Origin of the sequence: Grimontia sp. AD028, from assembly GCF_000973155.1 — a bacterium.
In the GTDB taxonomy this organism is placed as follows: Bacteria; Pseudomonadota; Gammaproteobacteria; order Enterobacterales; family Vibrionaceae; genus Enterovibrio; species Enterovibrio indicus.
Genome location: NZ_LASY01000039.1, coordinates 18,837 through 33,986 on the forward strand (window position 1 = coordinate 18,837; position 15,150 = coordinate 33,986).

Sequence of the window (15,150 nt, forward strand, 5' to 3'; positions counted from 1 at the left end):
CAGGCGCTATTTTTCGATATTCAGAATTTAGATATCCCAATAGGGATCAAGCTGTAGGCCAATCTGACGCGATTGCATCATGGCATGCAGCAAAGATTCTTCCTTGCGACCCAGCCATTTTTCGATCTGCGCGCGATCTTCCTCTTCCAAATCTTCATCATCAGCCAGCTTTCTGACCGGCTCAAGCAGCTGAAAGTCTTCAATGCCCTGCAACAAATCCAGCCAAGGAAGACGGAAGGTTTCACGTTCTTCACTGTCATAAAGGGCAGCAACACAGCACCCTGACATCAGGTTTCGGGTCAGGCGGGGCTGTTGATCCAGATACGCAAAACGATCCAGCTCATTACCTTCCGCAAAGACACTCAACAGCTCATCCCAGGATTGGGCCATCGAGCGGTTAGCGAACTGGCGGATTTGCTCACCCAGTTTCTCACGGGCTTTGTCATCCAGGAACGGTTGCCAGCCTCGGGTAAGAATCCAGCGGCTTAGATCCAACAACAGGTTGCAGTAACGGCTTGAGTGAAGGAGTTCCAGCACTTCAGCGCGTTCTGGCAATTCGTCGTATCGATCAGAAAGTTTCGCCATCAACGGCTTTTGCGCGTTCAGTTTACGCAGGAAGTGACCTTTGTCGTCGAGAAGACGTTCAATGGCACGGCCTTCATAAACCCATTCCAGCTCCCCTTCCAGCCATTGCAGCTCCTGACGAAGCAGCGCACTGGCACGACGGGGAATAAGACCGCCGTAAAGCACCAGAGCCTGACGGATAAGCGACACTGCATTACACATCTCGAAGATAGCATTCTGTTCAGGACGCTCTACGTAGATTTGCTCATGGTAATGCCAGTGGTCGAGCGCATGCTCGAGCGCTTTCACAAATGATTGCTCTACCGTCATCTGGCCATTCACTTTGACCATGGTCAGCGGTTTCACTGGCTCGCCTTCGTAGCCTGTCGCCAAGCGGTAGCCACGGGCGGCTTTACTCAGGTTACCCAAACGCAGGCCGCCGTTTTCTGCCAGTTCGCGTGCCAATACAAACAGCGCATCCGTCTGACCAGACTTCAGCTCAAGCTCTACTTCGCAAATCGGGTCATAACCGCCCTCTTCCGTTGTGACCTCGCCGCTGTCGAAAGCCAACTCTACCTGGCTGCTGTCAGGCATCGCAAGCAACCACTGCTGGCGCTCAAAATCAGTAGAGAACAAAGGATTCAGGTTAGCACTGAGTGCTTCGATGTCTAAACCTTCTGGCCAAGCATCGGCAGGGATCAAGGAAAGGTCAGGAACCGGAGAGTCCAGTTCTGCATTGTATTCCGGACGTTGATGAAGTCCTGCAACAACGCGTCCTGCGGTTTTCAGTGTCTGCACAAACACGTCGTCATAACGTCTGACACGAAGGCCTATATCATGGCGTCGCAGCAGGTAATCCGGGGTGTCATAGTAAATATTGCCGAGGTCTCGCTGGCGTTGCTGCAATACCTTTAAATCAGCAATTTTGTCCCGAATCTGTCGTGAAAAATCCGTCGAAACAAAAAACTTTAGCTCTATCTCAGTTTCCATAAAGGTACCTATAACCAATAGCAGAACAAGGATATGGATATTCGCTAAGTCGAGCAAGAGACTTTCATTGATCTGAAACGGTATCAATACAAATGTGATTACGATAACATTCGCCGCCTAAATAACCATCGCGTCACCAAAAAGCCATACTCCTGAAATAATCAGATGGTTTTCGGTGTAATATTTAGCCTGATCCTTTGGACAGGTCTTTTAGGTAGATACGGCTATGCCTGTAAATACAATTGTTGGGCTGTTCGCAAAGAGCCCTTTAAAACCTTTGCAACGCCACGTGAGCCGCGTTAATGACTGCTGTTCACTGTTGGTCCCTTTCTTTGAAGCATGTGAGAAAGGCGATTGGGATCGTGCAGAACAACTGCGCCACGAGATTTCCACGATTGAGAAAGAAGCTGATGTGCTCAAACGTGAAATCCGTCTCAAATTGCCTCGCGGTCTGTTCCTCCCGGTAGATCGTACTGACATGCTCGACCTGCTTATCCAACAGGACAAGCTTGCAAACCTCGCCAAAGATATTGCCGGCCGCGTGATTGGTCGACAACTCCAAGTCCCTTCCTTGCTCTACACCGACTTCGTCGCTTACGTGCAACGTTGTCTGGATGCTGCCGAACAGGCACGTCGCGTTATCAGTGAATTGGATGAACTGCTGGAAACTGGCTTTAAAGGACGTGAAGTCACTCTGGTTGAAGAAATGATCCACCAGTTGGATACCATTGAGGGCGATACTGACTCAATGCAAATCAAACTTCGCCAGCAATTGATGTCAATCGAGAGTGAATACAACCCGGTTGATGTGATGTTCCTTTACAAGATTCTTGAATGGGTCGGCGCTATCGCTGATCAGGCACAACGTGTTGGCTCGCGTCTAGAGCTGATGCTGTCGCGCTCGTAACGCGCCATTCATCTAAGAGATAACAAGGTAAAACAATGGAAATCCTAGCGAATTACGGCACCATTATTATTTTGGTGGCCGCAGTCTTTGGTTTCATGATGGCTATCGGTATCGGTGCAAATGACGTTGCCAACGCCATGGGTACGTCAGTGGGTTCTAAAGCGCTGACCGTTAAACAAGCCATCATCATTGCGATGATTTTTGAATTCGCCGGCGCTTATCTGGCCGGTGGTGAAGTGACAGACACCATCCGAAAAGGGGTGATTGAAACGTCGCTTTACGCTTCCCAACCTGAAGTGCTGGTTTACGGCATGATGTCTGCGCTACTGGCAGCGGGTACCTGGCTTCTGGTTGCGTCCTACATGGGCTGGCCGGTTTCTACGACCCACTCCATCATCGGTGCGATCATCGGTTTCGCCTGTGTGTCTGTGGGTACCGAAGCGGTGGACTGGAGTTCCGTGCAAGGCATCGTAGGCAGCTGGCTTGTCACGCCGTTGATTTCCGGTGTGTTCGCTTACGCGATTTTTGTCAGCGCCCAGCGTTTGATTTTTGATACCGACAAACCGCTGATCAATGCCAAGCGTTTCGTACCGGTATACATGTTCCTGACAGCGATGATTATCGCTATGGTGACGATCAAGAAGGGTCTGAAGCACGTCGGCTTGCATCTTTCTACCGGTGAAGCAGTGATGGTATCCATTGCGGTTTCTTCTCTGATCATGATGTTCGGTTACGTCTACATCAGCCGCAAATACAAAGATGACACGGCAAGCGCAAATGGCTATCAAGGTGTTGAGCGCGTGTTCAGCCTGTTGATGGTCGTAACCGCCTGTGCGATGGCATTCGCACACGGTTCAAACGACGTAGCAAACGCGATTGGTCCACTGTCGGCTATCGTTTCTACCGTTGAACACATGGGCCAAATCACCGAGAAGAGCACCATTGCATGGTGGATTCTACCGCTGGGTGGTATCGGTATCGTAGTGGGTCTGGCAACTTTGGGTCACAAGGTGATGGCGACCGTAGGTTCTGGTATTACTGAACTTACGCCAAGCCGTGGCTTCGCGGCTCAGCTGGCAACCGCATCAACGGTTGTTCTGGCATCTGGTACGGGCCTTCCTATCTCTACCACGCAAACGCTGGTCGGTGCGGTGTTAGGTGTTGGTTTTGCCCGTGGTATCGGTGCACTGAACCTTGGTGTGGTGCGTAATATCGTGGCGTCCTGGGTAGTCACCCTGCCAGCCGGTGCGCTGCTTGCGGTGATTTTCTTCTACGTCATGCAGGCTGCATTCGGCGTATAAGACAAACTAAGAAAGGCATTTCAGTCACGTTTTTGTGCAGTGATGTCAGTCTTCGGTCAAAAAAGGGAGGTTATGCCTCCCTTTTGTTGTACCTGAACCCCAAAATTTTTTAGTATTTGAATCCTATAAGTCTTATCTATCACGACCAAAACAAAGGAATACTCCGTGAAGCAACTTTTCTCTGCCCTGGCTGTACTTATGATGCTGGCGGTCCATGCTGCACATGCGAAGGACAACTACATCTCAGATGAGCTTTTCACTTACATGCATTCTGGCCCGGGCACCCAATACCGCATTATCGGCAGTGTGGATGCGGGCACGAAAGTGACAGTTGTGGACAGTAACCGTAACGCTGGCTACACCCAAGTTATTGATGATCGTGGTCGTAAAGGCTGGGTTGAAACCAAGTATGTTTCTAAACAACCTGGTCTGAAAATTCGCGTACCTGCACTGGAAGAAGAGCTTAAGCAAGTGAAAGAGGCACTGTCGAGTGCACAAGGCGATGCCGAAGCAAAAACCAAAGGCCTGATTGAATCTCTGGATCAGCGTAACGCACAGGTGAAAGAGCTGGAGCAACACACCAGCGAACTGAACCAGAAGCTGATCGATGCGCAAACCGAAATCCGCGAACTGCGCGCACGTATCGACACTCAGAAAGATGACCTTCTGATGCGCTACTTTGCTTACGGTGGCATGGTTGCCGGTGGTGGCCTGCTGTTTGGTCTTATCCTGCCGCACCTGATCCCACGCCGCAAGAAACGTAATAATGGTTGGGCGTAAGCGATAATCGAACGACAACAAAAAAGCCGCGTAAGCGGCTTTTTTGTTTTTTGAGTCAGCGTAAAAGGCGACAGCGTTTGGCTTTTACTACTTTTCCCAGACCCTAGGACCTAGGACCTAGGACCTAGGAAAAAACTCTAGACGCGAACTCTTGCATTACCATGTTGTTAGCGCAGGAATCGCGATAAGCGCATCTTCAAACTGCACCACCACTTGCTGGGGCTCGATGCCTCGAAGTAACACACCATCTGCCACGAACTGACCTTCACGGGCTTCTTTGCCATTGACCTTCACCCAACGATTACTCTCATTCGAGGTATAGATATGGGTCTGAAAGTCCATCGCAGGCAAACGGTTCAATTGCGCAGAATTCAGCTCAGCAATCGGCACGACATTGCTCTCTGGCTGAGCGCGGTCCAATTTCGCTTCCAGGGTACGAGACTTATCACTGCCCATGGCGGCTTCGACTTTCTGTGCCAGCTCAGGGGAAAGCTCAGACAAGTCCAAATCTTCCAGTGTCAGCTCGTCATTCCCTTTCAGTTGCGTTTGATTCGGCGCGGTAAAGGTTGTGCTGCCGATTTCTACCACTTCAGGCTCTGACGACTCAGACTGAGCAATATCTTCTACCACAACCGGCTCAATGACAGGCTGCGGCAAAGGCTCAAGCGCGAGTTCAAAGACATCTGAATCTGGCATCACCACAATCTCGCCATCTGAAAGCGCCAGCTTTTCGCCCGGTGTAGCATCAATGCTGCCCACCAGCGTTGGCCCAGGCATTTGCAGCACAGAGTCCAGAACCATAAAGGTCATCGCACCAGGGATACCGTCAGCATCCAAGCCTTTGCTGCGCTGGAACTCACGCACTTTCACGCGCTGCTCCTGACCAAAGGTATTAGATACCAGCGCATTCTCGCCCAGCACCAGATTCAGGCGCTGATCCAGCCACTGAACGCGCTCTCCACGCTGACCAAAGCGGATAAAGTTAGGGTTACCCAATGGCGGACGCCAAAGCACCAAGGCTTCGCCGCTCCAGTATTGGTTCAGGAATTCTTCGCTCACCAGTAGACGTTTGTCCGCAGCCAGCAATTCAAACTGACCGTCACCTCTGCCATACAGCACCGCAAACCAGTTTTGGCCACCAGTGCCGTTCATTTCCAACACTGCGGGGCGGTCGATGGTCAACAATTGGGAAAGCGGTAAGTTTCCTTTAAAGCAGGCAAGCTCTCCACGTACTTCTGATGAACAGCCCGCCGCCAACACATCGGCATCAAAGCCCCAAAGCTTATAAAGGGACTGCATCGACGAACCTGCACTCAGACTCTCACGAGTCACTTCGCTAAGTGGCAAAGTCACAATGGTCTGGACCGGCTTGTTAGCCTCGACTTTCACCACAGGTGTCGGCTCAGAAACGACAACAACAGGCTCAGGTTGTTCAACCGCTTCAACAACAGCCGGCTGAGTAACAACCACAGGAGCAGGAGATTCTGTGGCGACCACAATCGCTTCATCCTCGCTGCCAACACCAAGTCCAACCCGAATAGCGATAGCAAGTAAAGCTGCACCACCAATCGCACCTGCATAAACAGGCCAATAACGTTTGTAGTCAGTCTGTGGCTTGCTTTGTACCACGCCCTGCCATTCCAATACGTCCTGACAAGCACGCGCCGCAATGGCTTTGTTGACCTTCTGGCGCGATTCTTTAAACGCCATCTTCAGCGCTTTATCACAGACCAGATTGACTAAACGCGGCACTCCGCCCGTCTCGTTGGCAATCAGCTTAATGGCAGCCCCATCAAACAAAGGCTCCAAACCACCCGCGCAGCTGATACGGTGCGTGATGTATTGATGCACTTCATCCGGCGTCAGCGGCATCAGGTGATAACGCGCGGTAATGCGCTGAGCAAGCTGACGAAGATTAGACTGACGCAGCATTTGCTGCAGCTCAGGCTGACCAATCAGAATCACTTTTAACAGCTTGCGGTAAGAGGTTTCGATATTGGTAAGAAGGCGAAGCTGCTCCAACACATCCGGCATTAAATGCTGGGCTTCATCCACCAGCAACACAGTTTGGATGCCTTTGGATTCGTTATTGAACAGCTTATCGGATATGGCGTCATAGAGGCGCTTAAAGCTGTCTTCCTCTTTGTATTCCACGCCCAGCTCATCGCAAAGCGTTTGAAGCAGTTCGAGAACAGACACACTCGGATTCAGGATCGTTGCGACCTGCGTTTTCTCGGGCATGCGATCCAACAAGGCTTTCATGGTGGTGGTTTTACCCGTCCCCACTTCACCGGTTAACAGCGCCAGACCGCCGCCATCCTCAATGCCATTCAGGACATGACTCAGCGCTTCTTTGTGCCTTTCGCTCAAAAAGTAAAATTTAGGATTAGGCACGATCGCAAATGGCGACTCGGTTAACCGGAAAAAGTCTTGGTACATGAATATTTCTCTGTTCCCTCAATGGCTCGCAAGGTAGCGCGGCCTAAAGATGAAGTAAAGCCAGTCGCAGCTTCAGACTGTGTAATCAGGGACAGGTTCGCAGCTTTTACACACATCCCTGTATTCTGCGCACGGTTCGCGCCTGCATAGACCCATGGTTTCGGTATATGATGATCACATTATTGCTTAGATTTCGGATAGTAATGTGAAAACCTACCTTGTCGGCGGTGCCGTTCGCGACGAACTCCTCGGTCTGGAAGTCAAAGATCGGGACTGGGTCGTGGTCGGCGCAGACATTGATTCCATGCTAAATGCTGGTTACCAGCAAGTGGGCTCGGACTTCCCCGTTTTCCTCCACCCTAAAACCCATGAAGAGCATGCACTGGCGCGCACAGAACGCAAATCAGGTAAAGGCTACACAGGTTTTGTTTGTGATTTCGCACCTGATGTCACGCTGGAAGAAGACCTGCAGCGACGTGATCTGACCATCAATGCCATTGCCAAAGCCGAAGATGGATCTTTGATTGACCCTTACGGTGGCCAGCAAGATCTCAACGATCGCCTGCTTCGCCATGTTTCCCCTGCTTTTGTAGAAGACCCGCTACGTGTGCTGCGCGTTGCACGCTTTGCGGCAAGATTTCATCATCTTGGTTTTCGCGTGGCTGATGAAACCCTTGCGATGATGCAGGAAATCGTCGAAAGCGGCGAGCTTGACGCCCTGACCGCCGAGCGCGTCTGGAAAGAGTGGGAAAAGTCACTCACTGCCCTGCATCCTGAAGTGTTCTTAAGCGTGCTGCGAGACTGCGGTGCATTGGCTGTCGTGCTGCCTGAGATAGATGCCCTGTTCGGCGTACCTCAGCCCGAACAGTGGCATCCGGAAATCGACACCGGTATTCACACCCTAATGGTCGCCAGACAAGCTGCATTACTGACGGAAGACCCAGTCATCCGCTTTGCTGCTCAAGTTCATGATTTTGGCAAGGGGCTGACACCACAGGAGGAATGGCCAAGCCACAAGCTACATACCAAGCTCGGTTTGAAACCGATTAAAACCCTGTGCGAGCGCATCCGTGTACCGAACGCCTACCGCGACGCCGCCCTTCTGGTCTGCGCCGAGCACACCAATGTACACAACGCAGGTGAATTAAAAGCCGCCACTTTCGTCAAGATATTCGACCGCAATGACTGCTGGCGAAAACCCGAGAAAATCCCTCAGCTCGCCACCGCGAGCAAAGCCGATCACCAAGGCCGCACAGGATTTGAAGAGCGTGACTATCCGCAGTCAGCATGGCTGACCGGCGCGTTTGATGCCGCTAATACTGTGGAAGTGAAACCGATTGTCGCTGCTGGTTTTAAAGGCCCAGCAATACGGGAAGAGCTGACAAGGCAGCGGATTGAAGCGGTGAAAAAGTATCTGGAAGGGAATAGGGTCCTGGGTCCTAGGTCCTAGGTCCTAGGTCCTAGGTCCTAGAAGGCAGTATCCCGCACTCCAAATACAAAAAAGCGGCACTGGTGATCAGTTGCCGCTTTTTCTATTCCTAGGATCTGCTCTTGCTCTTCCTAGGACCTAGGATCTGTTTTCCCAGGCCCCCCAGGCTTTTATCGCGTCGCCAAGAACGCCATCAGGCCGAGACCCAGAGCTACGCGGTAAATCACGAATGGCTTCATACCCATCTTGGTCACGAGTTTCAGGAACCAGTGGATACACGCATACGCACTGATGAATGAAACCAGCACACCAGTCATGATCGGCGCCCACATGACAGGGACGTCACTTTTCACCAGACCAAGGCCAAGGTAAGAACCCGCCAGTACGATGATTGGAATCGACATCAGGAAAGAAAAACGCGCCGCAGCTTCACGGGTATAACCTAGGTAAAGCGCCATGGTCATGGTCGCGCCAGAACGGGACGTGCCGGGGATCATCGCCAGCGCCTGCGCAATACCAATCCACAGCGCCATTTTCGGCGTGGTTTTGTATTCGTCAAACTCGCACTTGGCTTTCACATCAACCCACCAAAGCAGCAGGCCGAAAACAATACAGGTCACCGCAATCACCCACGCTGAACGCAAATAAATTTCGATGATATCTTTCATGAAAAGGCCAAACAGACACGCTGGAATCGTCGCCAGTGCGATCATCCATGCCAGCGTGGCATCAGAAGAACGCTCGCCTTTGAAGATGGAGCGGAAGAATGCGCCCAGCAATTGCGTTACTTCCTTTCGGAAGTAGCCCACAACAGCAAGCAAGGTACCCACATGAACAGCAACATCAAAGGCCAAGCCCTGATCCTGCCAACCTAGAATTTCTGACGGAAGAATAAGATGCGCAGAGCTCGAGACGGGGAGAAACTCCGTCAGACCCTGAATTAAAGCCAGCGCAAAGGCTTCAAACATGCTCATAGTTTTAAGTCACTTATAGTTATCAAAGGGAAAAATCGGTCACCGGCCAAAGGGGTTGTTCTTCTGAGAATGCCTCCCACGCTTCTTGATAAGTTTTGTCATCACCCGGAATGATTTGGTCAGGGCAAAGCTCTGCCAATGGCCAGAGGGTAAAAGCAAACTTGTAGACATCATTGCGTGGCAAAGCCGGCCCAGAAGGCTGAGACAACTCACCGTAAGTCAGCAAATCGATGTCCAACGTGCGATCACGGAACTTGATCGCATCGCGTTCACGACCCCATCGCGATTCAATCTCACGCAATGCAGCCATAATGCCTTCGAGGCTCAGTTCGGTATGAAGTTCAACGACAAGGTTATAAAAATTAGGACCTTCGAAGCCGACGGGAACAGCTTCAAAAATGCGGGAGCAACGACATTGAGGGTCGAGTTCCCTGAGTGCGGCAATACCTTCAGAGATATGATGCTCGCGCTCAATGTTAGAGCCGACGCTCACGAGAACCTGAGTCACTTGGCGCCTCGCTCGATCACCACACCCACGGTGCGGGCCTGAGGGACAGCACCTGGTTTGCTCACTTTCACGCGAACCCAAGGCACAGAGAATTGAGATTGGATCAGCGCCGCAATTTCTTCAGCAACGCGTTCCACTAGGAGAAAACGGCCGTTTTCGACCAAATCGATAATCGCGCCACTCACTGAGGCATAGTCCAGTGCGTAAGCCACATCATCGCTATCTGCCGCAGGCTTGTTGTCATGCGCCATTTCAATATCAAACACCAGCTTCTGTTTGATTTGTTGTTCCCAGTCGTAGACGCCGATAGTGGTCACGACTTCAAGCTGCTCAATAAATACTAAATCCATGTTCACTCAAAAATATCAGAGGTCGGATACCCATTATGCGCAAAAGCACGTAACATCGGCTCAACCAGCGCCACGGCAAAAATAGCCTGAGCGCTCATTATATCTACACAATATCCTTAAAAAATTGGATACTTTGTGTCTGGTGCGCGAACTATACCAAGTTCTCGCCGCCCTAGCGAATGTTCAAACTGGATGACTGAATGACTGCTTTTGGCCTATTGATGATCGTACTTGCATATTTACTGGGTTCCATATCCAGCGCAGTATTGATCTGTCGTCTCTATGGCCTGCCAGACCCACGAGAACAAGGCTCAGGTAATCCAGGTGCGACCAATGTATTCCGCTTAGGTGGTCGGCTCGCTGCGGCACTCGTGCTGCTGTGCGACATGCTCAAAGGCACTATTCCTGTCTGGGTAAGCTACCTGTTGGGCGTCAATCCTTTCATGCTCGGCCTGATTGGTATCGCGGCCTGCCTTGGCCATATCTATCCCATCTTCTTTCATTTTCGTGGCGGTAAAGGGGTCGCAACTGCACTCGGTGCCATTGCACCTATAGGCTTAGATCTCACCGGCATGATGTTAGGGACATGGATAGCTGCCGTTTTAGTCACGGGCTATTCTTCTGTCGGCGCACTTCTCGCATCTTTGTTTGCCCCACTCTTTACGTGGATGGTCAAACCCCAGTTCACCATGCCCGTCGCCATGCTCTCTTGTCTTATCATTTTCCGTCATCAGGAAAACATTAAACGCCTGCTTCGCAAGGAAGAACAAAAGATCTGGAACAAAAAGAAGAAACTGACAGAGAGTGAAGAGCAGGAAGGAAAAGAGGTTTGAGGTCCTAGGGTCCTAGGGTCCTAGGGTCCTAGGGTCCTAGGGTCCTAGAAGAGATTGCTCCCAACGTAGACAAATAAAAAAGCGGCACTGAAATTCAGTTGCCGCTTTTTCTGTTCTATAAGCTCTGCTTTTTGCTCTTCCTAGGCTCTTGATCTTCCTAGGGCCTAGGACCTTTCTTTTCCTAGGACCTTTTCTTCTAAGCCCTGCTCTTCACTCTTACCCTTCAATCGGCTTAAGCGTATCAATCGGCCAGCGTGGAAAAGCTTTCACACCCAAATCATTGTGCTCGCCGTTTTTTAGACGCTGCATGCCAGCGTAAGCAATCATGGCACCGTTGTCGGTACAAAACTCAGTGCGTGGGTAGTAAACTTCGCCGCCGATATTGTTCGCCAGCTCTTCCAGCTTGGCACGCAGATGACGGTTGGCACTTACGCCGCCAGCAATCACCACGCGTTTCATACCGCACTGCTTCAATGCGCGTTTACACTTGATCACCAAGGTATCAACGACAGCATCTTCAAACGCACGGGCGATATCAGCACGGGTTTGGTCGTCATTGTCATTAGCTGCAATGGTATTGGCGGTGAAGGTTTTCAGGCCAGAGAAGCTCATATCCAGACCCGGTACATTGGTCATTGGACGCGGGAACGTAAAGCGGCTGCTGTCGCCCTTTTCTGCCAGTTTAGAAAGCAGAGGGCCGCCTGGGTAATCCAGGTTCATCAGCTTCGCAGTTTTGTCGAACGCTTCGCCGGCAGCATCATCAATCGATTCGCCAAGGATCTGGTATTCACCGATACCTTTTACTTCAACGATCATCGAGTGGCCGCCAGAAACCAACAACGCGATAAATGGGAACGGAGGTGGGTTATCTTCCAGCATCGGCGCTAGCAAGTGACCTTCCATATGATGAACTGCGACGGCAGGAATATCCCACGCATAAGCCAAACTTCGGCCAATCGTCGCACCAACCAACAGTGCGCCTACCAAACCTGGGCCTGCCGTGTAAGCCACGCCATCCAAGTCTTTCGGCGTCAGGCCCGCTTCTTTCAGCGCAGCTTTAACCAGCGGAATCGTCTTCTTAACGTGATCGCGAGAAGCCAGTTCAGGCACCACACCGCCGTAATCAGCATGCAGTTTTACCTGGCTGTATAACTGGTGCGCTAACAGACCTTTTTCATCATCATAAATAGCCACGCCGGTCTCATCGCACGACGTCTCGATGCCCAGAATTCGCATAACACCTCAGCTCACTTGGATCACAGATCGATCCGCTTTCGATCTGCTGGTTTCTAAATCAGGCGGCAATCTTACATGGGCGGCATCAAATTCACCAGTTATGCTTTACAAGCACCCTAGTATCGGATTAGAATTCCGCACCATTTTTAATCAAAGCTGGTCAATCTGTCTCCAGCGATAACTGACTAACCCCTGAGGTGAAAGGCACATGCCAGTAGTTAAAGTACGTGAAAACGAACCATTCGACGTAGCACTGCGTCGCTTCAAGCGCTCTTGTGAAAAAGCAGGTATCCTTTCTGAAGTTCGCCGTCGTGAGCACTTCGAAAAGCCGACTACCGTTCGCAAACGCGCTAAAGCAGCTGCAGTTAAACGCCACCTGAAAAAGCTGGCTCGCGAAAACGCACGTCGCGTTCGCCTGTACTAATTACGATTAATACAGGATTGCGAGATGGAATTGATTGAACGTCTGAAAGACGAACAAAAAACGGCGATGAAAGCCAAAGACAAACCTCGTCTTGGCACTATCCGTTTGATCATGGCTGCAATTAAACAGCAAGAAGTTGACGGTCAGAAAACTCTGAACGAAGACGAAGTGCTGGCAGTGATGACCAAAATGGTTAAGCAGCGTCGTGATTCTGTTTCGCAATATCAGTCAGCAGGCCGTGATGACCTGGCTGATGTGGAACTGGCAGAAATTTCCGTTCTGGAAGAGTTCATGCCAAAGCCACTCAGCGACGAAGAAGTTGATGCTCTGGTGAAAGAAGCCATCGCAACTTCTGGAGCAGGCTCCATGCAAGACATGGGTAAAGTCATGGCCGTTCTGAAACCTCTGGTTCAGGGCCGAGCTGACATGGGTAAAATCAGCCAATTGGTTAAAGCTAATCTGGCTTAACTTTTATCCGACCTGCAAACAAGCCGTGCTATCCATTTTTGGAGTGCGCGGCTTGTTCGTATTCGCTCAGTAGCAAATACTGAGAGTACCCTCTTCTCTTATTCACCGAACGCATAAAGGTTTATGGCAGGAAAGATCCCACGCTCATTCATTGATGATCTGCTAGCACGACTCGATATTGTCGAGCTAATAGACGCGCGGGTGAAACTCAAAAAGCAAGGCAAAAACTACGGTGCCTGCTGTCCTTTCCATAACGAAAAAACCCCGTCTTTCTCCGTCAGCCAAGAGAAACAGTTCTATCATTGTTTTGGTTGTGGTGCGCACGGCAACGCCATCGACTTCGTCATGGAGTTTGATCGCCTCGAATTTGTCGAAGCCATCGAAGAATTAGCATCTTCGCTCGGTCTAGATGTACCAAGAGAGCAATCCGGCGGTGGTGCCCCGAAAGGGCCTTATGCACGCAGCGATCAGAAACGCGACCTTTACCAGATGATGGGGCAAATCGCCCAGTTCTATCAGGGTGGACTGCGCAATGAAGCGGGTAAAATAGCGATTGATTACCTCAAAGGCCGTGGCCTTTCCGGTGAAATCGTGCAGAAGTTTGGGATTGGCTACGTCGCTGACGAATGGGATCAGGTGCGTTCACGCTTTGGCCGTGACAACACCAGCCAGCAGGCACTGGTATCAACCGGCATGCTGATAGAAAACGACAACGGACGCCGTTACGACCGCTTCCGTGGCCGTGTAATGTTTCCTATTCGTGACCGTCGTGGACGTGTTATCGGTTTTGGTGGCCGCGTGATTGGCGATGGCACACCGAAATACCTCAACTCACCGGAAACCCCGATATTCCACAAAGGACGTGAGTTGTATGGCCTGTACGAAGTGCTACAGGCACACCGCGAGCCCAAGCAATTACTCGTTGTTGAAGGTTACATGGACGTGGTCGCCCTGGGGCAATTTGGCATTGATTATGCCGTTGCATCACTGGGTACAGCTACCACCGCAGAACATATGCAAACCATGTTCCGCCAGACCTCCAACGTGATTTGCTGCTACGACGGTGACCGCGCAGGACGTGACGCCGCATGGCGTGCAATGGAGCAGGCACTTCCCCATTTGGTAGATGGTCGCCAGCTCAAATTCATGTTCCTGCCAGACGGTGAAGACCCGGATTCCATGGTTCGACAGGAAGGCAAAGAAGGCTTTGAACAACGCCTCGCTGGTGCCATGTCACTGTCAGAATTCCTGTTTAACACCTTGATGGAACAAGTCGACACCAGCAGTCAGGAAGGCAAAGCCAAGCTCACCACTTTGGCTGTGCCACTGATTGACAAAGTGCCGGGCGGCACACTTCGTCTCTACCTACGTAACATTTTGGGCCAGAAGCTAGGTCTACCTGATGAGCAACAACTCGAAAAGCTCATCAGCCGACAAGGACAGACGCAAAAACGTCAACCTTTGCCGGAGATGAAACGCACGCCGATGCGCGAAGTGATAACCCTGTTATTACAGAATCCAGGGTTTGTAGAAAACGTACCGCCACTTGATGGTGTGGAAGAGCTCGGGATCCCCGGCTTAAATTTATTCACCACCATGCTTGAACTTTGCCGATCCCGTCCCAATATTACGACAGGACAGCTGCTGGAACATTGGCGCGGCACTGAACAAGAAGCATTGTTAGCCAAATTGGCAAGTTGGGAACTACCTATCAACGAAAACAATGTATTAGATGTATTTTTAGACTCACTGGACAAAATTCTGGATCAGTGTGTCAAACAACAAATAGCCAAGTTGCAAGCTAAATCGAATACCGTCGGCTTATCAGTCGAAGAGAAGCGGGAGTTGCAGTTGTTAATCCTCAACCGGCCCGACTAGAAACTAGCCAGCATACTTGTATTTTGCTAAAATTGGCAGTTTGCGTTTCCGCATACTAAATTCTTCACT

14 protein-coding genes are annotated in these 15,150 nt (G+C 50.9%); 8 read left to right on the forward strand and 6 right to left on the reverse strand.

Annotated features, from left to right (window positions below; all coding sequences use genetic code 11):
* Positions 1-27: 27 nt before the first annotated feature.
* Positions 28-1,554, reverse strand: coding sequence for an inorganic triphosphatase (locus tag RN22_RS09615; protein ID WP_046304095.1), 1,527 nt, complete (start codon positions 1,552-1,554; stop codon positions 28-30).
* 226 nt (positions 1,555-1,780) lie between these two features.
* On the opposite strand from RN22_RS09615, the gene RN22_RS09620 reads away from it, so the two are divergent.
* From RN22_RS09620 to RN22_RS09630, 3 genes are all read left to right on the forward strand, one after another.
* Positions 1,781-2,461, forward strand: a complete 681-nt coding sequence (locus tag RN22_RS09620; protein WP_046304096.1) for a TIGR00153 family protein — start codon at positions 1,781-1,783, stop codon at positions 2,459-2,461.
* Between the two features lie 35 nt (positions 2,462-2,496).
* Positions 2,497-3,762, forward strand: a complete 1,266-nt coding sequence (locus tag RN22_RS09625) for an inorganic phosphate transporter (protein ID WP_002537644.1) — start codon at positions 2,497-2,499, stop codon at positions 3,760-3,762.
* A gap of 165 nt (positions 3,763-3,927) precedes the next feature.
* Entirely contained in the window at positions 3,928-4,542 is a 615-nt protein-coding gene (locus RN22_RS09630; RefSeq protein ID WP_046304097.1) for a TIGR04211 family SH3 domain-containing protein, read from the forward strand.
* Positions 4,543-4,698: 156 nt separating this feature from the next.
* On the opposite strand, the gene RN22_RS09635 is transcribed toward RN22_RS09630, so the two are convergent.
* Positions 4,699-6,981, reverse strand: a complete 2,283-nt coding sequence (locus RN22_RS09635; protein ID WP_046304098.1) for an AAA family ATPase — start codon at positions 6,979-6,981, stop codon at positions 4,699-4,701.
* Positions 6,982-7,186: 205 nt separating this feature from the next.
* On the opposite strand from RN22_RS09635, the gene RN22_RS09640 reads away from it, so the two are divergent.
* Positions 7,187-8,431, forward strand: coding sequence for a multifunctional CCA addition/repair protein (locus RN22_RS09640; RefSeq protein WP_046304099.1), 1,245 nt, complete (start codon positions 7,187-7,189; stop codon positions 8,429-8,431).
* Between the two features lie 149 nt (positions 8,432-8,580).
* Here the strand turns inward: RN22_RS09640 and RN22_RS09645 are convergent, their stop codons facing one another.
* Genes RN22_RS09645 through folB form a run of 3 tightly spaced genes read right to left on the reverse strand, consistent with a single transcriptional unit; the run spans position 8,581 to position 10,248 of the window.
* Positions 8,581-9,384, reverse strand: a complete 804-nt coding sequence (locus RN22_RS09645) for an undecaprenyl-diphosphate phosphatase (RefSeq protein ID WP_002537649.1) — start codon at positions 9,382-9,384, stop codon at positions 8,581-8,583.
* A gap of 22 nt (positions 9,385-9,406) precedes the next feature.
* Entirely contained in the window at positions 9,407-9,892 is a 486-nt protein-coding gene (folK, locus tag RN22_RS09650) for a 2-amino-4-hydroxy-6-hydroxymethyldihydropteridine diphosphokinase (protein WP_046304100.1), read from the reverse strand.
* Entirely contained in the window at positions 9,889-10,248 is a 360-nt protein-coding gene (gene folB / locus RN22_RS09655) for a bifunctional dihydroneopterin aldolase/7,8-dihydroneopterin epimerase (protein WP_039849772.1), read from the reverse strand. The genes folK and folB overlap by 4 nt, the downstream gene beginning before the upstream one ends.
* A gap of 194 nt (positions 10,249-10,442) precedes the next feature.
* On the opposite strand from folB, the gene plsY reads away from it, so the two are divergent.
* Positions 10,443-11,075, forward strand: coding sequence for a glycerol-3-phosphate 1-O-acyltransferase PlsY (gene plsY / locus RN22_RS09660; RefSeq protein WP_046304101.1), 633 nt, complete (start codon positions 10,443-10,445; stop codon positions 11,073-11,075).
* 216 nt (positions 11,076-11,291) lie between these two features.
* On the opposite strand, the gene tsaD is transcribed toward plsY, so the two are convergent.
* Entirely contained in the window at positions 11,292-12,311 is a 1,020-nt protein-coding gene (gene tsaD, locus RN22_RS09665) for a tRNA (adenosine(37)-N6)-threonylcarbamoyltransferase complex transferase subunit TsaD (protein ID WP_002537654.1), read from the reverse strand.
* A 208-nt stretch (positions 12,312-12,519) separates the two neighbouring features.
* Here tsaD and rpsU point away from each other — a divergent pair, with 208 nt between their 5' ends.
* The 3 genes from rpsU to dnaG all read left to right on the forward strand — a co-directional run bounded on the left by rpsU (position 12,520) and on the right by dnaG (position 15,081).
* Positions 12,520-12,735 carry a 30S ribosomal protein S21 gene (rpsU, locus tag RN22_RS09670; RefSeq protein ID WP_002537656.1) on the forward strand — a complete coding sequence of 72 codons (216 nt, stop codon included), beginning with the start codon at positions 12,520-12,522 and terminating at the stop codon, positions 12,733-12,735.
* 24 nt (positions 12,736-12,759) lie between these two features.
* Positions 12,760-13,203, forward strand: coding sequence for a GatB/YqeY domain-containing protein (locus tag RN22_RS09675; RefSeq protein ID WP_002537657.1), 444 nt, complete (start codon positions 12,760-12,762; stop codon positions 13,201-13,203).
* Positions 13,204-13,326: 123 nt separating this feature from the next.
* Positions 13,327-15,081 (forward strand): DNA primase, encoded by a 1,755-nt coding sequence (gene dnaG / locus RN22_RS09680; protein WP_002537658.1) that lies wholly within the window; start codon positions 13,327-13,329, stop codon positions 15,079-15,081.
* The last annotated feature ends 69 nt before the right edge of the window (positions 15,082-15,150 follow it).